The 22724-nt window shown below is 62.9% G+C and carries 22 protein-coding genes; 5 read left to right on the forward strand and 17 right to left on the reverse strand.

Annotated elements, in window-relative coordinates; translation table 11 throughout:
* Positions 1 to 10 precede the first annotated feature (10 nt).
* The 13 genes from OEG82_RS07070 to OEG82_RS07130 form a co-directional block, all read right to left on the reverse strand.
* Positions 11 to 1108, reverse strand: a complete 1098-nt coding sequence (locus tag OEG82_RS07070; protein ID WP_267611728.1) for a M42 family metallopeptidase — start codon at positions 1106 to 1108, stop codon at positions 11 to 13.
* A complete protein-coding gene (locus tag OEG82_RS07075; protein ID WP_267611729.1) occupies positions 1105 to 1917 on the reverse strand; it encodes a BtpA/SgcQ family protein in 813 nt (270 codons plus the stop codon). The genes OEG82_RS07070 and OEG82_RS07075 overlap by 4 nt, the downstream gene beginning before the upstream one ends.
* A gap of 155 nt (positions 1918 to 2072) precedes the next feature.
* Positions 2073 to 3677, reverse strand: coding sequence for a GMC family oxidoreductase (locus tag OEG82_RS07080; protein WP_267611730.1), 1605 nt, complete (start codon positions 3675 to 3677; stop codon positions 2073 to 2075).
* A gap of 137 nt (positions 3678 to 3814) precedes the next feature.
* Positions 3815 to 4705: a PfkB family carbohydrate kinase gene (locus tag OEG82_RS07085; protein WP_267611731.1), complete on the reverse strand. Its 891-nt coding sequence runs from the start codon at positions 4703 to 4705 to the stop codon at positions 3815 to 3817.
* Positions 4702 to 5571 carry a MurR/RpiR family transcriptional regulator gene (locus OEG82_RS07090; RefSeq protein WP_267611732.1) on the reverse strand — a complete coding sequence of 290 codons (870 nt, stop codon included), beginning with the start codon at positions 5569 to 5571 and terminating at the stop codon, positions 4702 to 4704. The genes OEG82_RS07085 and OEG82_RS07090 overlap by 4 nt, the downstream gene beginning before the upstream one ends.
* A gap of 81 nt (positions 5572 to 5652) precedes the next feature.
* Positions 5653 to 6633 carry a sugar phosphate isomerase/epimerase family protein gene (locus tag OEG82_RS07095; RefSeq protein ID WP_267611733.1) on the reverse strand — a complete coding sequence of 327 codons (981 nt, stop codon included), beginning with the start codon at positions 6631 to 6633 and terminating at the stop codon, positions 5653 to 5655.
* A 329-nt stretch (positions 6634 to 6962) separates the two neighbouring features.
* On the reverse strand, positions 6963 to 7799 hold the full coding sequence (locus OEG82_RS07100) for a polysaccharide deacetylase family protein (protein WP_267611734.1): 837 nt from the start codon (positions 7797 to 7799) through the stop codon (positions 6963 to 6965).
* A gap of 228 nt (positions 7800 to 8027) precedes the next feature.
* Positions 8028 to 8795 carry an SDR family NAD(P)-dependent oxidoreductase gene (locus OEG82_RS07105; protein ID WP_267611735.1) on the reverse strand — a complete coding sequence of 256 codons (768 nt, stop codon included), beginning with the start codon at positions 8793 to 8795 and terminating at the stop codon, positions 8028 to 8030.
* A gap of 14 nt (positions 8796 to 8809) precedes the next feature.
* Entirely contained in the window at positions 8810 to 9502 is a 693-nt protein-coding gene (locus tag OEG82_RS07110; RefSeq protein ID WP_267611736.1) for a glutathione S-transferase family protein, read from the reverse strand.
* A gap of 92 nt (positions 9503 to 9594) precedes the next feature.
* Entirely contained in the window at positions 9595 to 10332 is a 738-nt protein-coding gene (locus tag OEG82_RS07115) for an amino acid ABC transporter ATP-binding protein (protein ID WP_267611737.1), read from the reverse strand.
* Positions 10313 to 10999, reverse strand: coding sequence for an amino acid ABC transporter permease (locus OEG82_RS07120; protein WP_267611738.1), 687 nt, complete (start codon positions 10997 to 10999; stop codon positions 10313 to 10315). The genes OEG82_RS07115 and OEG82_RS07120 overlap by 20 nt, the downstream gene beginning before the upstream one ends.
* A complete protein-coding gene (locus OEG82_RS07125) occupies positions 10996 to 11673 on the reverse strand; it encodes an amino acid ABC transporter permease (RefSeq protein ID WP_267611739.1) in 678 nt (225 codons plus the stop codon). The genes OEG82_RS07120 and OEG82_RS07125 overlap by 4 nt, the downstream gene beginning before the upstream one ends.
* A 56-nt stretch (positions 11674 to 11729) precedes the next feature.
* Entirely contained in the window at positions 11730 to 12524 is a 795-nt protein-coding gene (locus OEG82_RS07130) for a transporter substrate-binding domain-containing protein (protein ID WP_267611740.1), read from the reverse strand.
* A 246-nt stretch (positions 12525 to 12770) separates the two neighbouring features.
* Between OEG82_RS07130 and OEG82_RS07135 the strand changes: the two genes are divergently transcribed.
* Genes OEG82_RS07135 through gcvPB form a run of 3 tightly spaced genes read left to right on the forward strand, consistent with a single transcriptional unit; the run spans position 12771 to position 16892 of the window.
* On the forward strand, positions 12771 to 13883 hold the full coding sequence (locus OEG82_RS07135; RefSeq protein ID WP_267611741.1) for an ATP-NAD kinase family protein: 1113 nt from the start codon (positions 12771 to 12773) through the stop codon (positions 13881 to 13883).
* A 58-nt stretch (positions 13884 to 13941) separates the two neighbouring features.
* A complete protein-coding gene (gene gcvPA / locus OEG82_RS07140) occupies positions 13942 to 15348 on the forward strand; it encodes an aminomethyl-transferring glycine dehydrogenase subunit GcvPA (protein WP_267611742.1) in 1407 nt (468 codons plus the stop codon).
* Positions 15345 to 16892 (forward strand): aminomethyl-transferring glycine dehydrogenase subunit GcvPB, encoded by a 1548-nt coding sequence (gcvPB, locus tag OEG82_RS07145; RefSeq protein WP_267611743.1) that lies wholly within the window; start codon positions 15345 to 15347, stop codon positions 16890 to 16892. The genes gcvPA and gcvPB overlap by 4 nt, the downstream gene beginning before the upstream one ends.
* Positions 16893 to 16913: 21 nt before the next feature.
* On the opposite strand, the gene OEG82_RS07150 is transcribed toward gcvPB, so the two are convergent.
* A complete protein-coding gene (locus tag OEG82_RS07150) occupies positions 16914 to 18044 on the reverse strand; it encodes an NAD(P)/FAD-dependent oxidoreductase (RefSeq protein ID WP_267611744.1) in 1131 nt (376 codons plus the stop codon).
* A 52-nt stretch (positions 18045 to 18096) separates the two neighbouring features.
* Between OEG82_RS07150 and OEG82_RS07155 the strand changes: the two genes are divergently transcribed.
* Complete coding sequence (locus tag OEG82_RS07155; protein ID WP_267611745.1) at positions 18097 to 19050, forward strand: dihydrodipicolinate synthase family protein; 954 nt, start codon at positions 18097 to 18099, stop codon at positions 19048 to 19050.
* 50 nt (positions 19051 to 19100) lie between these two features.
* Here the strand turns inward: OEG82_RS07155 and OEG82_RS07160 are convergent, their stop codons facing one another.
* Positions 19101 to 19874: an SDR family NAD(P)-dependent oxidoreductase gene (locus OEG82_RS07160; RefSeq protein WP_267611746.1), complete on the reverse strand. Its 774-nt coding sequence runs from the start codon at positions 19872 to 19874 to the stop codon at positions 19101 to 19103.
* Positions 19875 to 19876: 2 nt separating this feature from the next.
* A complete protein-coding gene (locus OEG82_RS07165) occupies positions 19877 to 20983 on the reverse strand; it encodes an NADH:flavin oxidoreductase/NADH oxidase (protein WP_267611747.1) in 1107 nt (368 codons plus the stop codon).
* Between the two features lie 107 nt (positions 20984 to 21090).
* Here OEG82_RS07165 and OEG82_RS07170 point away from each other — a divergent pair, with 107 nt between their 5' ends.
* Positions 21091 to 21930 (forward strand): sugar phosphate isomerase/epimerase family protein, encoded by an 840-nt coding sequence (locus OEG82_RS07170; RefSeq protein WP_267611748.1) that lies wholly within the window; start codon positions 21091 to 21093, stop codon positions 21928 to 21930.
* 2 nt (positions 21931 to 21932) lie between these two features.
* Here OEG82_RS07170 and OEG82_RS07175 read toward each other — a convergent pair whose 3' ends face one another.
* On the reverse strand, positions 21933 to 22697 hold the full coding sequence (locus OEG82_RS07175; RefSeq protein ID WP_267611749.1) for an SDR family NAD(P)-dependent oxidoreductase: 765 nt from the start codon (positions 22695 to 22697) through the stop codon (positions 21933 to 21935).
* Positions 22698 to 22724: the final 27 nt, after the last annotated feature.

A 22724-nucleotide genomic window follows, 5' to 3' on the forward strand; every position in this document is an offset into this window, starting at 1 on the left:
ATCCCATAGCTCATGTCTCCCGGGTCAGCTTGAAGCCGGCCTTGATGCCAAAGATTGCCGCCAGCGCCAGCCGGACGAGAGCTTCGACATCGGCCAGGTCGCAGCATTCGACGGCCGAGTGCGAATGCCGCATCGGAAAGCCGATATCGATGGAGGCGACACCTTCGCCGACCAGTTGCACATAGGACAGGTCCGTCAGCACCCCGACCTGGGCCGAGCGCTGCAGCGGCATGCCGAGCCCGTCGGCCGCGTCCTCGAACAGCCGCACCATGGCGGGATGCGGGATCACCCCGTTCAAGGTTCCGCGGCCATGAAACGAATAGAGGCTGATGCCTGGCCCGCCGCCCAGTGTCATCTCGCCGCGATCGGCCATATCAGGCGTGTCACTGGCCAGCATCAGATCAATCTGGATGGCGATGTCGGGCTTGAGTGCCTGGGCCGCCACCAGTGCGCCGCGCAGGTTGAATTCCTCCTGCACGCTGAACACCACATGCACCGTCGGCCTGTCCGTGCGCCCGGCGAGGCCGCGGGCGATTTCCAGAAGGGCTGCGCAGCCGGCGCGGTCGTCGACCGAGGTGCCGGCAATCCGGTCGCCGGCAAGTTCGATGATCCGCGATTGATAGACCACCGGCGTGCCGATCCGGATGCCCGCCGCTTCCACCGCCTGTTTCGAGCCGTGGCCGGTGTCGATCAGGATTTCCGGCGTCGTCACCACCTTGTATTTCTCATCCGCCGTGGTGGCGTGATGCGCCTTGTTCATGATGATGCCGGGCACGTCCCGGCCTTCGCCGACGCACAGGGTGACGGCTTGCGCCGCCATCGCCCGTTCCGAGACGCCGCCCATGCGCTCGACCCTGATCAGGCCGTCCGCCTCGATGCGGCGGACGAAAAATCCGAGCTGGTCCATATGGGTGAAGATCATCACAGCCGGCGCATCCGCATCGCCTTCGAGGCTGGCGATCACATTGCCCATCCGGTCAACCCGGCTGGCAATGCCCGCTTCGGTAAGCTGCCTGCGGATCAGGCCGGCAACCCGCTCCTCGTGACCGGACAGGCCCGGCGTCTTCATCAGCTCCACCAGGTCGCTGCGCAAACGCTGTCGCATCATGTGTCACCCCGTGCGGCACGGGCGCGATCCATCAGGTCCTGCGCCCGGTGCGGATCGATCGCCTTCCAGGTGTCGCCGTCGATCTTGAGCGCCGAGCCGATGATGCAGCCGTCAGCCACCTTGAGCACATCGGCAATGGTGGCATGCTTGACGCCGGTATTGGCGAGCACCGGTGTATCGGGCAGCACTTTCTTGACGGCCTCGAGATCGGACAGTGCCGCAGCCTCTCCGGTGATCTGGCCCGAAACCAGCACTGCATCCGGGATCGAGGAAAAGACGGCGCTGCGCGCCCGGTCCGGCAGCGACCGGCGGTCGAGACTGTCAGCAAATTCAGCCGATACATTGTAGAGCAACGCCATGTCGCGGCGGCCCAGCCGGTCGCGATAGCGCACGGCCTTGCCGGCATCCGGCGTCCATGGCCCCATGTCGCTGGCATAGGTTCCGGTGAAAATCTCGCGCACGAAGGACGCGCCGGTGGCGGCGGCAAGCGCCACCGAACTCATCGGGTCCCACAGCACATTGACACCGAACGGAACCTTTATTTCGCTGCGCAACTGGCCAATCACATAGGCCATGGTGGCGGTCGATGCGGTGTCGACATTGAATTCATAGGGCCGGTCGTTCTCGTTGCCGAACATGACGGCATCAAAGCCGGCGGCTTGCAGCGCGTTGAGGTCGTTCCGCGCCCCGGTCACCAGCCCCTCGAGGCCGGCGTCGCTGTCATGGAGCGGCGAACCGGGCAGCGCGCCCAGATGGACCATTGCGATCACCGGTTTTCCGGGACCGAACACACGTTTGAAATTGTTCAAGGCAGTCTCCCTTCATGCCCGCTTTGCCAATGGTCGCGCTCAGCGGATTGGCAAGGATACCCGCATGTTAACAGCCGATCCGGCGCGGATGCAATTGGAGACACGACATTGATTTCAGATCGAAAAGGGACGGGCTGACGGCCGCTGATCCGCGCCTATCTGCCCGCCATCAGGACCAGGTCGCTGGCCCGCTCGGCGATCATGATCGTCGGTGAATTTGTGTTGCCGGAGGTGATGCTCGGCATCACCGAAGCATCCACGACCCGCAGATTGGAGATGCCGTTGACCCGCAATTGCGGGTCCACAACGGCCTGATCATCGGTGCCCATGCGGGCGGTTCCGACCGGATGGAAGATCGTCGATGCGATCTGCCCAACGCCTGCGATCAGCTCCTCTTCTGACTGAAAGTTCAGGCCCGGCTTGAACTCTTCGGGTCTGTAGCGCGCCAGCGCCGCCTGGCTCATGATCCTGCGTGTCAGCCGCACGGCGTTTGCAGCCACCGCCCTGTCGCCTTCGGTGGAAAGGTAATTTGGCTGGATCTCGGGATGGGCAGACGGATCGGGCGAGGTAATGCGAACATGGCCGCGGCTTTCCGGCCGGAGATGGCAGACACTTGCGGTGATGGCCGGGAAGTCGTGCGGAGCCTGGCCGAAGGCTTCCAGCGTGACCGGTTGCACATGGTATTCCAGGTCGGGCGTGCCGATCCGCTCATCCGAATAGGCAAAGGCCCCAAGCTGGCTGGGCGACATGGACATCGGGCCGGTGCGCCGCAGCGCATACTCCAGGCCGATCATGGCCTTGCCCCAGAGTGTCGAGCTCATGACATTGAGTGTCTTGGCGCCCTGAACCCGGTAGGCGCAGCGGATCTGCAGGTGGTCCTGCAGATTGCCGCCGACATGCGGGGCGTCATGCAGCACCTCGATGCCGTGCTGTTGCAGCAGCGCGCCGGGGCCGATGCCTGACAGTTGCAGCAATTGCGGCGAGCCGATCGCGCCGGACGACACGATCACTTCGCGCGCCGCACTTACCTTCGATTTCGCCCCTTTCCGCAGAAACTCCACGCCGGTTGCGCGCTTGCCGGAAAACAGCAACCGCTCGGCCTGGGAATGGGTCATGACCTGGAGATTGGGACGCGACAGGGCCGGGCGCAGGAAGCCTTTGGCCGCACTCCAGCGCCAGCCCGAACGCTGATTGACCTTGAAATAGCCGACGCCGAAATTGTCGCCGCGGTTGAAGTCTTGCGTCTCGGGGATCCCTGCCTGGGTGGCGGCGGTTTTCCATGCCTCGAGGATCTCCCAGCTCAGGCGCTGCTCTTCGACCCGCCATTCGCCGCCTTCGCCGTGCATCTCGTCCTTGCCGGCGTAATAATCCTCGGATTTCATGAAATAGGGCAGGACATCGTCCCATCCCCAGCCGACATTTCCCATCTGCCGCCAGCCGTCGTAATCGGCGGCCTGGCCGCGCAGATAGAGCATCCCGTTGATCGACGAGCACCCGCCCAGAACCCGGCCGCGGGGATACAGCAGTGCCCGCCCGCCCAAGCCTTCGCAGGGCGCGGTGGTGAACGACCAGTCGGTGCGCGGATTGCCAATGCAGTAGAGATATCCGACGGGGATATGGATCCAGTGATAATTGTCCTTGCCGCCGGATTCGAGCAGCAGCACCCGTGTCCCGGGATCCGCGCTCAGCCTGTTGGCGAGCACGCATCCCGCCGACCCGGCGCCGACAATGACATAGTCGAATTCGCCATAGTCCTGCATCGTGCTTCCCCCTTTAAGCCGACTGCGCACCGATCCCCTCAAGGGCACATCGTCCGCACCAGTCTATACACATATCTCATCGGTTTGGGGGGCGCAGTGAAGCTTTATGGACATCGCCAGGTCAAATACCCGCCGGATCAGTTTGCGGATGGGATCCTGGGTCTCGAGACATGGGCTGCGGCGGCGGAATTGGCCGCAGCAAGACATGCGTCGAACGGAAGGGAGCGGGCAAAGGCTTCGGCGAATGTGCCGACGAACACATCGCCCGCACCATGGGTGCTGATGAGCCTGACGGGGAGGGACGGCAGAACCACCGGCGGCTGGGCACTCTGGATACCGACCACACCGTGTTCGCCGGCGGTCACGACGACCGTCGGAAACTGCTCCGCCAGTCTCCTGGCGGCCTCGACTGCGGAATCGGAGTCGGTAACCTCGAGGCCGCAAAACTGCTCGGCTTCGATGGCATTGACCACCAGGATATCCACCAGTTCCGCCAGGTCACCGGGCAGGGCGCGATAGGGCGCCGCGTTCAGGCACACCGGCACACTCGCGTTGCGGGCGGCGCGAGCCGCCGCCAGGTTCATCGCCTCGGGCAGTTCGTTCTGCAGGATGAGAATGCGCGCATCCTGCCACAGGCCGGCCTCGTCAAGCGCGCCGGAAATCGGCAGGCTGTTGGCGCCCGACACCACCACGGCGCCATAATCGCCCTCCGCATCCTCGATGGCGACGCTCATGCCGGAGGCTGCCTGTGTGGTGCGCAGCACCCGTGATGCATCAACACCGCCGGCAGCCAGTTGACTGAGCAGGAATTGCCCGAAATCGTCCTCGCCCACCGCTCCGGCGAAGCGGACATCGAGTCCGGCCTGGGCGGCCGCAACCGCCTGATTGCCGCCCTTGCCGCCGAATTTCGGCTGCCACGCCGAGCCGATGACGGTCTCGCCCTTGCGCGGGCGGTGGTCGGTCTGGATGATGATGTCGTAGTGCAGGCTTCCCACCACGACAGCCACGGGTTTTGAACCGGATTTCATTTGTGTTGTCGCTTGGCCGTGACGGCGCCCATGGTCGCCGCGAGATTGCGTTCAGCAGCCACGAGGTCGCGCCTCGCAACCGCGGCGAAGATCGCATCGAAAATGATCAGCTGGGCAACCCGGGCAGCTGCATTCTCTCCCAGAAGCGGTGAGCCCTGCGCGGTCGAGTACAGCACCACATCCGCCGCCGCGGCGATGGGAGAATTGGCGAAATTGGTCAGCGCGATGGTGCGGGCACCGCGCTGGCGCGCCAAAGCGAGCGGTTCGATTACGGCCGTTGTCGTTCCCGAATGCGAAAACCCGATGGCCACATCGCCCCCGCCGAGCATCGAGGCCGACATCAGCATCATGTGCGCATCGTCGAACATCGAGGTCCGGACACCGATCCTGAGAAACTTGTGCGAGATGTCGCGGGCAATCTGCGCCGACCCGCCAATGCCGTAAAGGTCGCGCTGCCGCGCATGAAAGATCAGGTCGCAGGCCTGCTCGAAGGCCGCAGGGTCGAGAATGGACAGCGTTTCTTCAAGCGCCTGCACCGAGGTTCGAAAAACCTTCTGGGCGATTTCGGCGTCGGAATCCTGGGGCGTGATGTCCTGATGCAGTTCCGCGGTTGGCGACTTGTTGTAGATGATCAGCCCGGCCCGCAACTCCCGAAACCCTTTCAGGCCCAGTTTCTTGGCAATCTTGACAATCATCGCTTCCGAGACGCCGGCATCTTCGGCGATTGTCCTGATCGAGGTGTCGGGCCCGAAATCTGTCCGCGCCAATATCCCGTCCACGACCCGGAGTTCGAGGGGAGTGAGAGTGGGCATCATCATGCGGATGCGTGGACCGATGGTTTTCGGATCATCGAGGGCCAGGGTCATGGTTTCACCGTTCTTCCGGCCCGGTGGCGCATCCCGGCGTGCAAAATGTCCATCGCGGTTCCGGTCTGCGGGCCGTCTGTGTCATTGGCCGAACAGCGCCTCATTGACGATCTGCTGGCTGGCGACCGCGTCCTGGTCTGCCAGCGCGTCGGCCAGGCGGGTATCGCTGTCCAGCTTGTCGGCCACTGTCAACAAGCGCTGCACTGTCGCAATATTGGCCTCGCATTCCCTGACCGGGTCAAGCCCGCTGAGATCCGGGAACGTGTCGAAATAGAGCACGCCTTGATAGCCGTCCTTGCGGATCTGCCGCAGCAGTTCCAGCGTCGATCGCAGATGCACGGCGCCGACCATGAGGCCATCGTCGCGCTTGGAATAGCCATCATTGAGATGGACCCCGAGCAGGCGGCTGTGATGATTGATGAGATGGGCGGCGAATGCAGGCTGCTCGCCGGCATAGAGCGAATGGGCGAAATCCAGCGTCACTCCGAGATTGGCGGATCCGGCTTCGGCAATGGCGTGCAGCGTCGTTGCCGCGTCCCGCAGCAGCGAATGCGCCCGTGGTTCGTCGGGCTTGTATTCGATGCTGATCAGGCATTCGGGATCATGCTCGGCGACTTCGCGGATTGCTGCCACCTCCCACTCCCAGACCTGCTTGTAATCAACCTGGAAATTGTAGTCGAACCCGTCCTGTCCGAGCCAGATTGTCATCAGCTTCGAGCCCATCGCCCGCGCGGAATCAATGCCCTTTTTGGTCAGGTCGATGGCTGCGCGCCGGACCGTTTCGTCCGGATTGGTGAATGCGCCTCTTTTGAACGCCGGATTGGTGTAATAGCGCATTGCCAGGCCGTTGATCGTCAGGCCCAGATCGCCGATTTGGGCCGCGATCGCGGCTGGATCGCCGGAAACATGGTCAGGATAGTTCAGATCCACATCGGTGAGGCCGCCGACTGATGCCGCGCGTTCCGCCATCTGCATCATGGTCGGCTTCCCTAAAAGCTCCGGCCAGCAGAGCTGCGGCGCGGATCCGAAGGAATTGAGGCGGGTGGCGTAACGGAGAGACATCAACAGCATCCATATTGCGTGGTTTCTTCACAAGAAAACCACAACAGCGTGAAGTTCGCAAGCTGTACGTCGGTCGGTTGCGCACCCTGCGGAATTCCAATGTTTCGATCAGATGGACCAAATTCGCTGAAAAGAGTTGCAAAAATAGCCAATTCCGCGTTCTGCCGCCCATGGATTCGGGGGCAACGTTACTTTAGGAATTGCCGATGTCGCAAGTACTTGTGAAGTTTTGCCAGCCGCCGCTAGGGGGAAGGGCGCTGAATGGCCGGCACATCGCGCCCGCCTTTATGTCCCAGGTCAGCCGCAACCGCCGATCGTTCAGCGTATGATCAGATTCTTGGTTCTGAACTGCGGACGCGCGGGGCAGTCAAGGCGTGCTTTGCCACTGCCTGGTGCGACGCAATCCACACCGGGCCGCGCGCCCTTGCATGGCGCAGAACCTCTTCGAGGATCCAGATCCGTGAACGGTATCCGATCACGAATGGATGCATGACCAACTGGCAGAGGCCACCTTCGTCAAAGGCCGCATCGAACTCGCGAATGAAGATGTCGCGAACCTGTTCGGGTGATGCATAGGGGCGCGTGGGCGGCGTGCGGTTGAACGAGAGATAGACGGCGTCGTCACGGACCCAGTCGACAGGAACCTCGACCAGCCCGGAGGCCGCGCCGTCGAGGACCAGTTCATAGCAATCCTCATCGGCCATCATCGAGCTGTCATAGGCAAAGCCGAGTTCCGCCACCAGCTTGATTGTATGCGGGCTGAGGTCCCATTGCGCGGCGCGATGCCCGGTCGGGCGCTGCCCGGTGATCTGTTCCAGCACGTCGCGGGAGCGCACCAGCATGGCTCTCTCGGTCGCTTCATCCAGGGTTGAGGTGTTTTCGTGGATCCAGCCATGGACACCGATTTCGTGGCCGCCCTCGACGATGCGGCGCGGCTCGTCGGGATCGAGAAGGGCTGTGACGGCGGGGATGAAGAAGCTGGCCGATGCCTGGTGATGCGCCAGCAGATTGAGGATCCGCGGCACACCGACGCGACGGCCGAATTCGGCCCAGCCCAGCCGTCCGACAGCCTGTCCGCCGGAGCCGAGCTCGGCAGTTTCATGATCGCAATCAAATGACAGCGCCAGCGCACACCGGGCGTTACCCGGCCAGGCGGCGGGTGCCATGCGTTGCCCCGCGCGAACCCGTGAGACAGCATTTCTCCAGGTGCTTTCAGGCCAGTCGACAGGTGGCAGCGGCGGTGTTGTGTCTGGCATGGGAGACCTTCGGGCAGGGTTTCAAATGGCTCGGTGAAGCGTGAAGTTCGGTTGCCACTGACTTGGCGGCCGATCGGCGGGCGCTGCGGGCATGACCGGAAGGCAGTGGGCAGTCGGACTTCCGTATCAAAGCGTGCCTTATCGTGTTTGCAGAAGTCCGCCGTCCACCGGGACGATCTGCCCGGTCATCCAGGCCGACCTGTCGGAAGCCAGAAACAGCATGACTTCGGCGATCTCCTCCGGCTCGCCCCAGCGGGACAGGGGGTAGCGGGCAATCACCTGGTTCAGCAATTGGTCGAAATGTTCGTCACTGTCGGATCGGGCGCGGAACTGCGATTCCGACAGTGGTGTGCGCACCGCCCCCGGCGCCACCGCGTTCACCCGCACGCCCCGGTCCGCATATTCGGCGGCCAGCTGCCGGGTCAGAGCCACCACAGCGCCCTTGCTGGCGGTATAGGCGGCAACGCCCTTCATGCCCGCAAGCCCGACCGTTGATGCGGTAAAGACCAGGGTGCCGCGGCTTTCGATCAGCGCCGGCATGACTTCACGCGCGGTCAGGTAGCTGCCGGTCGCATTGACCGTCATCACCCGGTTCCAGTCCGCAAGCGACACCGAAAGAATGTCGCCCTCGACCATGATGCCGGCATTGGCGATGGTGGAATCGATGCGGCCGGTCCATTCGATCGCCGTGCGCGCCATGGCCGCCACCGACGCTACATCGGTGACATCGACACCGAGACCTTGCGCGCTGTGCCCGGCCTGGCGCAACTGGTCGGCCAGTGACAGCGCCGCGTCGGCCTGGAGATCGCAGCACAGCACATCGGCCCCGGCATGTGCCATACACTCGGCCGCGGCGCGCCCGATGCCTGAGGCGGCGCCCGTGACGATGACGGTCTTGCCTTTCATGAAGTCCGCCGAGCTCATTTGGCCTGCCTTGCCGCAAAGATATGCGGGTACAGGTTGCGGATCGCGTCATCGTCGAATGCCTGCTGGAACGGGTGGCGATCGGGCAACGACACGGCGCGGGCGGCGGCCGGGCGTGCGTTGATCTCGGCCATCAGTCGCGCCAGCGACGGATAGCCCGCCATGGCATCATCGCCCATCATGAACGGGATGCGGGTTGCCCATCCCCATACCGACATGTCGACGATGGAATAATCACCGCCCAGCATATAGGGGCTGGCTGCAAGCCGGTCCTCGATGATCTGCCAGTGCCGCCGGGCCTCATGGGCGTAGCGGTCGCGCGCATAGGGGTTCTCACCCGGCGCGAAATGCCTGAAATGAACCGCCTGCCCGGAATAGGGACCGATGCCCGAGGCGACGAACATCAGCCAGGACAGCAACTGGCCCCGGCTCTTGCCGCCGTCCGTTGGCAGGAACTGCCCGGTTTTTTCGGCGAGATAGAGCAAAATCGCATTGCTGTCGAAGATCGTGATGTCCCCGTCTATGATCGCCGGCACCTTGGAATTGGGATTGATTGCCCGGTACTCCGCGGTGTGCTGGTCGCCGCGTTTGGTGTCGACCGGGATGGCCTCGTAATCCAGCCCTGCCTCTTCAAGAAAAAGCGCGATTTTCAGCGGATTCGGCGCGCCATTGTAGAAAAACTTGATCACTGGGCTCTCCAATTCATCTGCGTTGCGGGCCATCTCGGCTGACGGCCGGCGAACGGCCAAACCTTCTGGTCACCATTGCGGCACGGCGCCGGTCAGTGTGACAGGATTCTGGATGTGAACTCGCGGGTTCGGTCCAGCTGCGGGTTCTGAAAGATCTGTTCAGGCGGTCCGACTTCGACGATGCGGCCTGCATCCATCATCACAATCCGGGAGGAGACGTCGCGGACGAAGCCCATTTCGTGGCTGACGATCAGCATGGTCATTCCATCGATCGCCAGACCGCGAATGGTATCGAGAACCTCGCCAACCAGTTCCGGGTCCAGCGCCGAGGTGACTTCATCAAGCAGCAGCAATTTCGGTTTGAGCGCCAGCGCTCGCGCAATCGCCACGCGCTGCTGCTGGCCGCCCGAAAGCTCGTCGGGATAGGCGTCGAGCTTGTGCCCGAGGCCGACCTTGTCGAGCAGGACCTTGGCCGTCTCCTCGACGTCCTTTTTCGGCCATTTCTTGATCTTCAGCGGGGCAATGGTGACATTGCCGAGAACGGTCATGTTCTGAAACAGATTATACTGCTGGAACACGATGGCCATGGAATCGCGCGCGGTGCGCAGGCTGGCGGGAGAGCGGTAATCAAGCTGCAGTCCACCCAGCGTCACGGTTCCGTTCGTCGGCTGGGCTATGCCGACCAGGGTGCGCAGCAAGGTGCTCTTGCCGGAGCCGGACGGCCCGATGATGCTGACGACCTCGCTCTGCTCAACGCTCAGGGAGACGTCGTGCAGCACCGGTACGGTGGCATAGCTGGCGCTCAGGCTGTCAATTGTGAGGTGAGGCAAGGCGTTTCTCCAGGTAACGTCCAAGACGGGTAAGCGGGTAGGACAGGGCAAAATAGAGCAGCAGGATCACACCGAAGGTGAGGGTGGCGGAAAAGCCGCGATTGGACAGGATCTTGCCGGTAAAGGTGAGCTCGACCACGCCGATCTGCGATGCAAGTGCGGTGTCCTTGACGAACATCACCATGAAGGCGAAGGCCGGCGGCAGGATCACTTTCCAGGCCTGCGGTGCAACCACCATCCAGATGATCTGCATGCGGCTGAAATTCATCACCTCGGCCGCCTCGATCTGCTGGCGCGGAACCGATTCAAACCCGGCCCGGATGATCTCCGACAGGAAAGCCGTCGCCACGATGCACACTCCGGTCAGGGCAATAGTGAACAGCGAGGCCGTCGGTGCGATGACCTGGATGCCGAACAGCACCAGAAACAGGATGACCAGAAACGGGATGCGCCGGAAGATTTCGGTATAGGCAATGGCCGTGACGCGAAGCGGAGCCAGCCAAGGCGAGCGTGTCTGCCTGATGCAGACCAGCATGAAGCCGATCGCTCCGCCAATCATGCAGCCGATGACGGAGAGCAGCAGCGTGCGTCCGGCAGCGGCGGCAAGGAAATTGACGTTCGAGGCGGTGAAGAAGCGCGGAATTTCGTCGATCAATGTCTGGATCATCTCAACAGTCCGCCTTTGACCCGGAACACATGGCGGCCGACAAGGCCGAGCGAGAGGCTGGCAGCCAGGGTCAGCGCGATGTAGATCACCGCGACGATCAGAAAGATCTCGATCGTGCGCAGGTTCGACGTCGCCACATTGAGCGCCCGTCCCGTCAGTTCCTCGACGCCGTAAAGAGCTCCGATGGACGAGCCCAGAACCAGCCAGACGAAGAAGCTCGACAGCGGCGGATAGATGGCGCGCGCGATATGCGGCACGATCACGTAGCGCAGCGTCTGCAACCTGTTCATGCCCAGCGTCAGCGCGGCGTCGAGTTCGCTCTGCCTGACGGAGAGGAAGCCGGCGCGCTGGATTTCGGCGAGATAGGCCGCTGAATTGAGCATCAGGCCGAGTGTCACCGCCGTCATCGAGCTCAGCACGATGCCAACCTCCGGAAGCGCGTAAAACAGAAAAAAGATCTGCACCACCGCCGGCGTGTTGGTGAAAAAGGTAATATAGGCCTGGATTGTATGGCGCAGCCAGGGCCGGCCATAGACGATGCCAAAGGCGCCGAAAAGGCCCATCGCTGCCCCGCCCCAAAATGCGATGAATGCGATCTGCAGGGAGAGCAAGGCGCCCCCGAGCAGATAGGGCAGGTGCATGAAGGCCTGGCCGAACTGGAATGTGTAGTTCATCAGCGTCCCCGGAAAAAGTCAGGCCGCGATCGCCGCGGCCTGACATTGCGTGGGCCTTAGAAGAAAGGCTGCGGAACGACAGGCTTCAGCATGTCGGCGCCATACCACTTTCTCCAGGTGTCGTTGACGGTGTTGGACGAATGCAGATCGTACATCGCGACATTGAGCACGCGGAGCAGGTCGTCATTGCCCTGGGAAACGCCGATGCCGCAGAAGGCGACGAAGACGGTGTCTTCTATCACGCGCCATTTCACGTCCGGATAGTTCTCGGTGAACTTCATGAAGAAGTCGATGTTCTCGATGATCGCGTCGCCACGGCCCTGTGCCACCGAGCGGACGGTGTCCGCAATGGTGTCAACCAGCAGCACATTGGCGTCGGGAAGCTTTTCCTTGAGGAAGTCGACCGACCAGTTGCCGCGCATGTTGACCAGCGTGATGTCGGCGCTGTTGAGGTCTTTCCAGGATTTGGCTGTCACGTTTTCGGTGGTGAGCGTCGCCATGGCTTCCGTGTGAAGCGGGACGGTGAAATCGATGACCTTTTCCCGCTCGACCGTGCGGGTCAGTGCACCCATCGAGATGTCGATGCGATCGGACACCAGGAACGGAACGCGCTGCTGGGACTCGGTCGGCACCAGTTCGACGGTGACGCCAAGCGCTTCCGCGAGCTTGCCCGCAATATCGACATCGAAGCCTTCGAGCTTGTTGTCGGTGCTGTACGAGCTCATCGGTGGAAAATTCGGATTGACGCCGACGCGCAGCGTTCCGCTCGAAATGATGTCGTCGAGCGATCGCGCGTCTGCCACTCCCATGGACGCCAGAATGATGAGTGATGCCTGTAGCAATCTTTTCATTGGGATTCCCCTTCCTTTGTTGACGGACGTCTTTGCCCGTTCCCGGGCCAATTGAAGTCAACCACGGACGTTGCGTCAAGCGAAAAAGTTCGTAATATGAACAAATGTGCGAAAATGCAGCTTGTGGGCAGTCTGATTTCGGCATTCTATCGGGCACAGGAGGAATGAAGCGGTGGTTTCGACAATTTCAAAAAACATCTGTGCGCTCCGTGCCATGAAGTGGAGTTGGAAACGGGATGGCGGACCATGCGGATCGGATTGATCGTCAATCCGGTCGCAGGCCTTGGCGGTGCGGTCGGTCTGAAGGGCACGGACGGTCCTGATGCCGTGGCCGAAGCACTGCGCCGCGGTGCGGTCGCGCAATCGGGGCCGCGTGTACGGCGGGCCTTGGCAGTCCTGGCCAGACGATGCCCGGGAACCACCATCCTGGCCGCGCCGGGCCAGTTGGGCGCGGATTGGACCGCGGACCTGGATCTGACTGTTGACGCGGTCCCGTCGGGTGACAGCACCGGCACCGCGCGGGACACGCGCCAGGCAATCGCCGCCTTCGGCGCGGCAGACCTTGTCCTCTTCGCCGGTGGCGATGGCACCGCGCGCGATGTCGCCGCCTGCATGCCCGAAGGTGCGGCAATGCTCGGCATCCCTTCCGGGGTCAAGATGCATTCAGGTGTCTTTGCCATATCGCCTGAGCACGCGGGACAGGTGCTGGCGGACATCATTGTTGCCAATGACCGGGTCGGCTGGACCGACGATGCCGAAATCATGGACATTGATGAAGTGGCCCTGCGGGCCGGACATTTGGCGCCCCGGCTCTTTGGTCACGCGCGGGTGCCTGTCGTGCGCAACCGGATGCAGGCGGCAAAGGGCGGACCGCGTCGCGACTGCTCTGCCGCGCTGGCATCTGCGGCCTTTGAATGCGCGACCAGGATCGAGCCCGGCGCCCTCTGCATCGTGGGTCCCGGAACCAGCGCCTGCGCCTTTGCCAACGCCCTCAATCAACCGTCGACCCTGCTCGGTGTCGACGTCTTCCGCGACGGCAAATGCCTGCTGCAGGACGCAACGGCCAGCCAGATCGAGGCGCTGATCGATGGCGCGCCGGTGCGCATCGTGCTCGGAATCACCGGGCAGCAGGGGTTCCTTCTGGGCCGCGGCAACCAGCAGATCAGCGCCGCCGTCATCCGCCGCGCCGGCCGGGAAGGCCTCAGGGTTCTGGCGACGGACGAGAAGCTGGCGGCGCTTCCCGCGCCCTGCCTGTTTGTCGATACCGGGGATCCGATGCTCGATGCGGAGCTTGCAGGCTTCATCCGGGTTCAGACCGACCGCGGAAAATTCATGATGATGCGCGTCGTTGCGAGTTGAAACAATTCGTGCGTTGTGCGAACCTTTGTGCGCGAACGACAAGTGAGGTGACAGATCCATGACTATTGAACAGCGAGCCCATCCATGGATGGCCCTATCGGCGCCCGGGGCGCTGCAGCAGATGCTCGACGAGATCGGCGTGAAAGACGTGGCTGCCGTGTTCGAACAGATTCCGGCCGATCATTACCGCAAGACGCCGCTTGATCTTCCGCCGGCGCTGAATTCCGAGATCGAGCTGAAGCGGGATCTTGTCTCGAAACTGCGCAAGAACGGCGATTGCGAAACCAATCTGAGCTTCCTCGGCGCCGGCGTCTGGCAGCATCATGTGCCCGCCATTGTCGACGAGATCGTGGGCCGCACCGAATTCGCCACCAATGTCTGGGGGTCGTATCAGTCCGATCACGGGCGCAATCAGGCCTGGTTCGAGTTCTCGAGCCAGCTCGGCGCGTTGCTCAATCTCGATGTGGTGCAATTGCCGGTCTATTCCTGGGGCTGCGCCATCGGGCATGCCATTCGCATGGCCGCGCGTCTGACCGGTCGCCGCAAGGTGTTGCTGCCGGTCCTTGCCGATCCCGAGCGCCTGTCGGTGATCCGCACCTATTGCCAGCCTTCGGAAATGGAAGATCATATCGAGGTCGTCACCATAGCGACCGATCCGACCAGCGGCAGGCTGTCGATCGCCGACCTCAAGTCCAAGCTCGGTCCCGACGTTGCGGCCGTCTATTTCGAAAATCCGGCCTATCTCGGTACCATCGAGACCGGCGCGGCAGAAATCGCCGGTCTGGCGCGTGCCGCGGGCGCGGAAACAATCGTCGGGGTCGATCCGCTGAGCCTCGGCGTGATGATGGCACCGGGTGACTATGGCGCTGACATCGTCACCGGTCCGGTGCAGCCGCTGGGCGTGCACATGAATTGCGGCGGCGGTGTCGGCGGTTTCATCGCGTCGCGGGACGAGGCGCGCTATGTGCACGAATATAACGGCTTTCTGGTCTCCATCGCACCGACGGCGGAGCCCGGACAGATCGGCTTCGGCCTCGCCTCGTCGCATCAGAATTCCTATGGCTCGCGCGAGCACGGCAAGGACTGGACCGGCAACTCCACCTATCTCTGGGCGATTGCCGGCGCGGTCTATATGAGCCTGCTCGGGCCGGACGGATTCCGCGAAATCGGCGATCTGATCCTGTCCCGCGCCCGCTATGCAGCCCGGCTGATCGGTGAAGTGCCGGGCGTCAAGATCGTCTGGCCGGACACCACCTTCAAGGAATTCATCGTCAATTTCGACGACACGGGAAAGACGGTCGATGCCGTCAACGAGGCCCTGCGCGCGCGCGGTATCTTCGGTGGCAAGGACATATCGACCGAAGGTCACGGGCTCGGTCAGGCCGCGCTATATTGTGTGACGGAAGTCCACAGCGCCGCCGACATTCGCCGTCTGGCCGATGCATTGAAGGAGGTTTGCCAATGAAACTGCCCCGTTATCAGGCCGCTCGCTGGGACGAGCCGGTGATCATGGAACTTGGCCGGCCCGGCGCCCGTGGACAATTGTTCCCCGCGCCCGAACCGGAAACCGGCAAGGCGGAAATCCCTGCCGCGATGCAACGTCGGGATCGCCCCGAATTGCCGGAAATCACCGAATTCGAGGCGCAACGTCATTATCTGCATCTCTCGCAGATGACACTCGGCATGATGGGGGTCAGCCTGTTCGGCACCTGCACCATGAAATACAATTCCAAGACTGCGGAAGCGGCGACCTTGCGGCCGGAACTGGCCGAGGTTCACCCCTACCAGCATCCCGACACGCTGCAGGGCGTGCTCGAGATCATCCATGATTTCGACGTGATCCTGCGCAGTCTCTCGGGCATGGACCAGTTTGTCTTCCAGGCCGGTGGCGGCGCCGACGCGGCCTACACCATGGCAGCGCTTGCGCGGGCCTATTGGGCCGATCGCGGCGAACTGGGCGAACGTACCGAAATGGTCACGTCGATCCAGGCGCATCCCTGCAATCCGGCAACCGCCGCTGCCGCCGGCTTCACCGTGGTCAATCTGCCGCTGGAAGAAAACGGCTATCCATCGCTTGATGCGCTGAAGGCGGCAATCGGCCCGAAGACCGCGCTGCTGATGATAAACAATCCCGACGATATGGGCATCTACAATCCCGAGATCCGGGAATGGGTGCGGCTGGCCAAGGAAGCCGGCGCCCTGTGCTTTTACGACCATGCCAATTTCAACGGCGTGATGAGCAAGCTTTCGGCGCGCGAGCTGGGTTTTGATGCCTGCATGTTCATGCTGCACAAGACCTTTGGCGCGCCCAAGGCTGGCGGCGGCCCGGCTGTCGGCGCCTTTGGCTGCTCGGACGCCCTGGCCCCCTATCTGCCGGCCCCGGTTGTGGTCAAGCAGGACGGCAAATATCTGCTTGATGATGACCGCCCGAAATCTCTGGGCAAGATCCGCGAATTCTGGGGCAACGTCCCTCAGGTGGTCAAGGCCTATGCCTGGGCCCGGGCCATGGGGGCGGACGGCATTGCCATGGCATCCGACATTTCGGTGGTGGCCAACAACTACATGGACAAGAAGCTTGGCGAGATTCCGGGGCTGAAGATTTCCAACCCGGAGATCAAGTCGCAGCGCATGGAAATGACCCGCTGGTCGCTTGGCCCGCTGGCTGAAGAGACCGGCGTGGGCACCGTCGATTTCGCCAACCGGATGGCCGATTTCGGCATCGACCCCTGGTGGATGAGCCATGAGCCCTGGATCGTCGCCGAACCTTTCACGCCCGAGGCCGGCGAGCTCTGGTCAAAACAAGACATCGATCTCTGGATCGGCGTGGTTGCGCAGATTGCCCGCGAGGCGCGCGAGACGCCCGAACTGGTCAAGACGGCGCCGCACAATCAGGCCATCGCTCAGGTGGATGGCAGCGTGTTTGATGATCCGGAAGCCTGGGCCATGACCTGGCGTGCCTGGCAGCGCAAGCGCGGCGCCTCGGGCAAGGCAGCCAGCGGCGGGGTCTGATTGGAACAGTCGTTTCGGCGCTCATGCAAGCGCCGAAACACCTTCAAGCGACATCCGCGGTGGCCGGCCCATGACCAGGTCGGCCGTCAGCCGGGCCGTGATCGGTCCAGCGGAAAATCCAACCCATGGAAACAGTGAAAGAAAGAACCCCTTATGGCCCGGCACTTCGCCGATGATCGGCTTCCAGTCGTCAGTCCCGTTCACGGTTGCGGTCCAGCTCCGCAGCGCGCGGGCCTGCGCGAGTGCGGGAGCCACCGCAGCGGCGTTGATCATGTTGCCGGTCAGGTGCTGAGGGTTTGTCACCAGCCGGCCGTCCGGCAGGCGCTGCGCATGCCATCCGCCGCCGATCAGGCAGCTGCCGTTATGGGCCTGCTTGAGCGACAGCTTGCCCGCCGCCGAATAGACCAGATGCGGAATCAGCGGCGCCACCGGTTCGGTTACGGTCACCTGCAACGGCACGCCCTGCAGATCGATGCTGACGCCAAGCATCGCGGCGATTTGGGCGGCGGCGGCACCGGCGGCATTGACCACCCGGCGCGCCTCGATCACGCCCTTGTCCGTCTGGATCCGGTATCCCGTGCTGATCGCCTCAACGGCAAGAATCCGGGTTTGCGTCCGGATGCTCGCGCCGCGGCGCTGTGCCGCCGCGGCAAAGGCAGGCGTGGCCTTCAACGGATTGGCCTTGCCCTCGGCCGGGCAAAACCCGCCGCCGATCACATTGTCGGCGAGATAGGGCGCATGTGCACGCAAGCTGTGCCGGTCCAGCATTTCGATCGGAACGCCGAAGCCGCGTTCGATCCGGGCCTTGGCCTCGATCTGGCGCATCTGTTTCTCGGTCGTGGCGATCAGCAGCCCGCCGGCAAGCTTGACGTCAAGATCGACACCCAGCTCGTCGCCGATTTCCAGCCACATTTTCTGGGAGGCGACCAGCAGGCGCAGCGTCGGACCATAGGCGCGGGCCCAGTCCGGGCCGAGGCTGACGAATTCCGGATGCTGGATCTGCACATGGATCGAGCCGGCATTGGCGCCGGAAGCCTGGGTGTTGAGGTCATGGGTTTCGACCAGCGTCACCTCGACGCCTTCGCACGCAAGATAATAGGCGGTCGCCGCACCGGCGATGCCGCCACCGATCACCAGAACATCAGTTTTCATTTTCCACCTTCAACCCGGCCGGATCTCTCCGGACACTCATAAGGACCATACGATGACTACGACTTTTTCGGGCAGCTTTACCGTCACCATCACGCCGTTCACGCCGGGAGGGGAAGCCATCGACTATCCTGCCTGGGAACGGTTTCTCGACTGGCAGGTTGCCTGCGGCGTGCCGGGCATCATCATTCTCGGAACCACCGGCGAATTTCTGACCCTCACCGATGACGAGCGCACCGCCTTCGTCGATGCGACGGTCAGATATGTCAATGGCCGCATGAAGGTGATGGTCGGCACCATGAATGCCTACACGCCCAACGCCGTGCGCTACTCGAAAGAGGCCGAAGACCTTGGCGCGGATGGCTTGATGATCGTCCCGCCCTATTACTACACCCCGACCGAGGACGAGATCTTCAACTATTACAAGGCGATCTGCGAGGCGCAGAACCTGCCGATCATGCTTTACAACAACCCGTTTACAACCAATGTCGACATGCCGGCATCGCTGGTGGCGCGGCTGACCAGGGAATTCAGCCAGATCCGCTACATCAAGGAAGCGAGCCAGGACACCGCGCGGGTGCACGACATCATCGTCGCCACCGACGGGGTGATGAATGTATGGGCCGGGCAGCGCGTGCTCGAAAGCTACAAGCTCGGCGCCACCGGCTATGTGAACCCCTATGGCAACTACATTCCCCGGGCCTCTGCCCGGTTTGTCGAATGGGCCGAGCAGGGCCGCTGGGACGATGTCTGGGCAGTCCAGAGCGTGATCAAGAAGTTCGATACCATCATCACCGCCGGCCACCCGCTCTATGGCCATCAGTGCTACTCCAAGGCACTGGCCGCGGCAGCCGGATATCCCGTCGGCGACGTGCGCGCTCCGATCACCACCTTCGCTTCGCTGGGCAAGGAAGGCACGGATCGCGTGGCGCAGATGGTGCCGCTGATGGAAGAACTGGAAACGATCGTCGATCGTATCGAGGCGCGGACGGCGCAAACGGCCCAATAGTCCGGGCGCTACCGGGACTGGACGCCCGCGCACAGCAAGCGCGGGCGTCTTCATCGGATATAGGCCGCCCCGTTGATGTCGATCGTGCTGCCGGTGAGGTGGCGCGCCCGGCCATGGGCCAGGTAGACCGCCAGGTCGGCGATCTCTTCCGGCGGCACCCATTCGCCCATCGGCAGGGTCGCTGTGACGGCCGCCTCGCCGCCAGTGCGTGCGGCGGATTCCTCCGACATGCGGGTGCGCACCACGCCGGGCGCGATCACATAGGCCAGAATGCCATCGGCGGCATGGTTGCGGGCCACGGTCTTGGTGGCGGCGGCAATCGCGGCCTTGGAGGCGGCATAGGCAATGGCGCCGGGATTGGACGAACCCCTAGTCGTCACCCAGCTGCCGATGCCGATGATCGAACCGGGCGCGCCGGCGTCGAGCCATGACCGCACGGCCAGCCGCATCAGCCGCGCCGGCGCATGGACATTGACCGCCATGGCTTCCTGCCAGACGCGGTCCCATTCCTCGGCCGGATCGGCGATGCCGCCGGACTGGCGCATGATCCCGGCATTGTTGACGAGCACATCGATCCGGCCGGCGATGGCAAATGCCTCCGCCCAGAAACGTTCGACCTCGGCCATGTCGCTGAAATCGGCCTGGATAAGATGGGCCTGGCCCGGCCTGGCATCGCCGAGAGCGTCTTCGGCGCCGGCGCGGTCGCCGCCATAATGGGCAATGACAGTCGCGCCGGCATCGATCATGGCTCTTGCGGTCGCAGCGCCAATCCCCTTGGAGGCGCCGGTGACGAGGATGGTTTTTCCTGACAGGTCGTGCAGCATCGTCAGCTCCTGGTGATGAAGGGTTTGCCGCGCATGGCGGGATTGCAGCGCGCATAAGGGGCAGGCAGCGAGATCTCGGCGCCGAGTTCCTTGGCGGCATGCCAGACCCAGCGCGGATCCCACAACATGCCGCGGGCGAGGGCAACGGCGTCGGCCTGACCGCTGAGCAGAATGGTTTCTGCCTGAACCGGCTCCGTGATCTGCCCGACCGCCATCACCGGAATGTCCGCTTGCTGACGGATCTCCCGGGCGAAATCGAGCTGGTAGCCCGGCCCGACGATAATTGACTGGCGCTGGTCGAGACCGCCCGAGCTGACATGGATCATGTCGCAGCCGGCTTGTTTGAGTGCATGCGCAAACGCGATCGACTGCTCGAGATCCCAGCCGCCCTCGATCCAGTCAGTGGCCGAGAGCCGGAGGATGACCGGCCTGTCGGCGGGAAAGGCATCCCGGACAGCCTTGAACACCTCGAGCGGAAACCGCATCCGGTTCTCCAGCGAGCCGCCATAGGCATCGTCCCGGCGGTTGCTGATCGGGGAGAGGAACTGATGCAGCAGATATCCGTGCGCGGCATGGATCTCGACGAGATCAAAACCGGCCCGCGCCGCGCGTTTGGCAGCGTCCACAAAGGCGGCCCTGATGCGGGCAAGCCCTGCCTCGTCAAGCGCGGCGGGTGCTTCCCAGCCTTCCAGATAGGCAACGGCTGAAGGCGCGCTGGCGATCCAGCCGTCATCATCCGCATGGCTGATCTGACCGGCGCCGTCCCAGGGTTTTCGGGTGCTGGCCTTGCGTCCTGCATGGCTGAGCTGGATGCCGATCCGGCTTTCGCCCACTGACCGGCAGAATTCGATGATCCGGGCGAAGGCGGCTTCCGATGCATCCGAATAGAGCCCGGTGCAATCGGGCGTGATCCGTCCTTCCTGCTCGACTCCGGTTGCCTCGACCAGGATCAGGCCGGGCCCCGATTGCGCATATTGCCCGAGATGGACCAGGTGCCAGTCCCCCGGAACGCCGTCCTGGGCCATGTACTGGCACATCGGCGCCACGACAATGCGATTGGAGAGCGTCAGCTTCCCGATGGTAAGCGGTGTAAACAGCAGGCTGGACATGCCGATCCTCTGATTTCGAGTTGAATCAAATAATTCGTGCGTTATAGTAACATTTGTGCGCAAATGAACATGTCAGGAGAGTCCTGACAAGCGAAAAGGAATCTTTTATGCCCGGAACAGACGTTGCAGCCAGCACCTTTCCCTTTCTCTACTCGCATGGCGGCCTCGACGCGCTGAAGCATTTGCGCGGCCTGGGCTATGACAAGTTCGAGATGATGATTTTCCCGCCGCATTGCTGGCCGGCCGAGATGACGGCTGCGGATCGGCGTGCGGGCCGCGACTGGCTGGAAGGCGAAGGCTGCAGCCTGACCTCGTTCTGCTACCCGCTTCTCGACAACAATCCCAACAGCGTCGACAAGCTGATGCGTGACTACACGCTTGATCGCTACCGGGAAGCTATTGATCTGGCGTCCGAATGGAACTGCCCCTATCTCGTCGCCATTCCCGGGCCGGTCAACAGCCTGATCAATCCGCCGACGGATTGGATGCTGGAATGGTTCGTGGAAGGCATGAAGGAACTGGTTGCGCATGCCAAGGGCAGTGGCGTGACGCTGCTTCTGGAAAATGTTCCCTTCACCTTCCTGCCCACGGCGCAGGACATGAAGGACACCGCAGCGCTGATTGATCCGTCCATCGGCGTCAATTTCGACATCTGCAACTCCGCTTTCATCAAGGAGGACCCGGCAGAGGCGATCCGGATGCTCGGCGACCTGGTCAAGAACGTCCATATTTCCGATTCGGGCCCCGACGAGTTCAAGCATGAACGGCTGGGTTCGGGCATCGTCGATCCGGGCCCGTCCTTCAAGGCCATGCAGGATATCGGCTATCAGGGCGCCACAGTGATGGAGATCATCACCGACGCGCTCGATCCGAATGCCGATCCGGATGGCGACATCCGCGCCAGCCATGCCATCCTTGCGCAGCATGGCTGGAAGCCGCTGGGCTGATCCTACCGCAGGCCGCATTCCACGGGCACCACGGTGCCCGTGACGCCGGCTGAGAGATCCGAAGCCAGCCACAGGGCCACATCCGCAACCTGCTCATCGGTTGCCATGCGGCCGGTGGCCGTCTCTGCCGCCATCGCTGCGAGCGCTTCCTCGACCGAAGGGCCGCCGGTCTTGTGCCGGTCCGCGATGCGGCCGATCAGGGCGTCCGTGGCAATCGGCCCGGGCGCAATGGCATTCACCCGGGTGCCGTCGGCGCCCATGTCGAGGGCGGCAGCACGCATGACCCCGATCACCGCGTGCTTTGACGTGGTGTAGAGGACTTGCTGGCCGTGGGCCTTGTAACCATTGATCGACGCCATCACCACGGCGCTGCCATGCGCGGACCGGGCCAGCGCCGGGCCAAAGGCACCAAGCGTCGCAGCAACACCCCAGACATTGATGGTCATGACCGCTTGCCACTCGGCGGCATCGAGATCGCGCATTCCGCGCCAGGGGGGAACGACCCCGGCATTGGCCACGACGATGTCGGCGTGACCGATCGTCTCGGCTATGCCGTTAAGCGTGGTGCCGCAATCCTGTCGTGACAGGTCGACCGGAAATGATGTCCAGTCCGCAGGCAGGTCCGCCTGATCCAGGGCGCCCGGCAGATCGAGAATAGAAATGCTGGCGCCGGCGTCCGCCAGCCGGTTTGCAATCATCCGGCCCAGTCCGCGTGTGCCGCCGGTTACCACCGCGTGGCGTCCCTCGAGATTCCGGGTCAATGTCATGTTGCGCGTCCTTTTCCATCACGTTAT

Origin of the sequence: Hoeflea ulvae, from assembly GCF_026619435.1 — a bacterium.
GTDB classification, from domain to species: Bacteria; Pseudomonadota; Alphaproteobacteria; order Rhizobiales; family Rhizobiaceae; genus Hoeflea; species Hoeflea ulvae.

Excerpts from the sequence above, each read along its gene's own strand:
- OEG82_RS07070 (WP_267611728.1), bottom strand. The coding sequence starts at position 1,108 with ATGATGCGACAGCGTTTGCGCAGCGACCTGGTGGAGCTGATGAAGACG.
- OEG82_RS07080 (WP_267611730.1), bottom strand. The coding sequence starts at position 3,677 with ATGCAGGACTATGGCGAATTCGACTATGTCATTGTCGGCGCCGGGTCG.
- OEG82_RS07085 (WP_267611731.1), bottom strand. The coding sequence starts at position 4,705 with ATGAAATCCGGTTCAAAACCCGTGGCTGTCGTGGTGGGAAGCCTGCAC.
- OEG82_RS07090 (WP_267611732.1), bottom strand. The coding sequence starts at position 5,571 with ATGACCCTGGCCCTCGATGATCCGAAAACCATCGGTCCACGCATCCGC.
- OEG82_RS07095 (WP_267611733.1), bottom strand. The coding sequence starts at position 6,633 with ATGTCTCTCCGTTACGCCACCCGCCTCAATTCCTTCGGATCCGCGCCG.
- OEG82_RS07100 (WP_267611734.1), bottom strand. The coding sequence starts at position 7,799 with ATGGCACCCGCCGCCTGGCCGGGTAACGCCCGGTGTGCGCTGGCGCTG.
- OEG82_RS07105 (WP_267611735.1), bottom strand. The coding sequence starts at position 8,795 with ATGAAAGGCAAGACCGTCATCGTCACGGGCGCCGCCTCAGGCATCGGG.
- OEG82_RS07120 (WP_267611738.1), bottom strand. The coding sequence starts at position 10,999 with ATGATCCAGACATTGATCGACGAAATTCCGCGCTTCTTCACCGCCTCG.
- OEG82_RS07125 (WP_267611739.1), bottom strand. The coding sequence starts at position 11,673 with ATGAACTACACATTCCAGTTCGGCCAGGCCTTCATGCACCTGCCCTAT.
- OEG82_RS07130 (WP_267611740.1), bottom strand. The coding sequence starts at position 12,524 with ATGAAAAGATTGCTACAGGCATCACTCATCATTCTGGCGTCCATGGGA.
- OEG82_RS07135 (WP_267611741.1), top strand. The coding sequence starts at position 12,771 with ATGCGGATCGGATTGATCGTCAATCCGGTCGCAGGCCTTGGCGGTGCG.
- gcvPA (WP_267611742.1), top strand. The coding sequence starts at position 13,942 with ATGACTATTGAACAGCGAGCCCATCCATGGATGGCCCTATCGGCGCCC.
- gcvPB (WP_267611743.1), top strand. The coding sequence starts at position 15,345 with ATGAAACTGCCCCGTTATCAGGCCGCTCGCTGGGACGAGCCGGTGATC.
- OEG82_RS07150 (WP_267611744.1), bottom strand. The coding sequence starts at position 18,044 with ATGAAAACTGATGTTCTGGTGATCGGTGGCGGCATCGCCGGTGCGGCG.
- OEG82_RS07155 (WP_267611745.1), top strand. The coding sequence starts at position 18,097 with ATGACTACGACTTTTTCGGGCAGCTTTACCGTCACCATCACGCCGTTC.
- OEG82_RS07160 (WP_267611746.1), bottom strand. The coding sequence starts at position 19,874 with ATGCTGCACGACCTGTCAGGAAAAACCATCCTCGTCACCGGCGCCTCC.
- OEG82_RS07165 (WP_267611747.1), bottom strand. The coding sequence starts at position 20,983 with ATGTCCAGCCTGCTGTTTACACCGCTTACCATCGGGAAGCTGACGCTC.
- OEG82_RS07170 (WP_267611748.1), top strand. The coding sequence starts at position 21,091 with ATGCCCGGAACAGACGTTGCAGCCAGCACCTTTCCCTTTCTCTACTCG.
- OEG82_RS07175 (WP_267611749.1), bottom strand. The coding sequence starts at position 22,697 with ATGACATTGACCCGGAATCTCGAGGGACGCCACGCGGTGGTAACCGGC.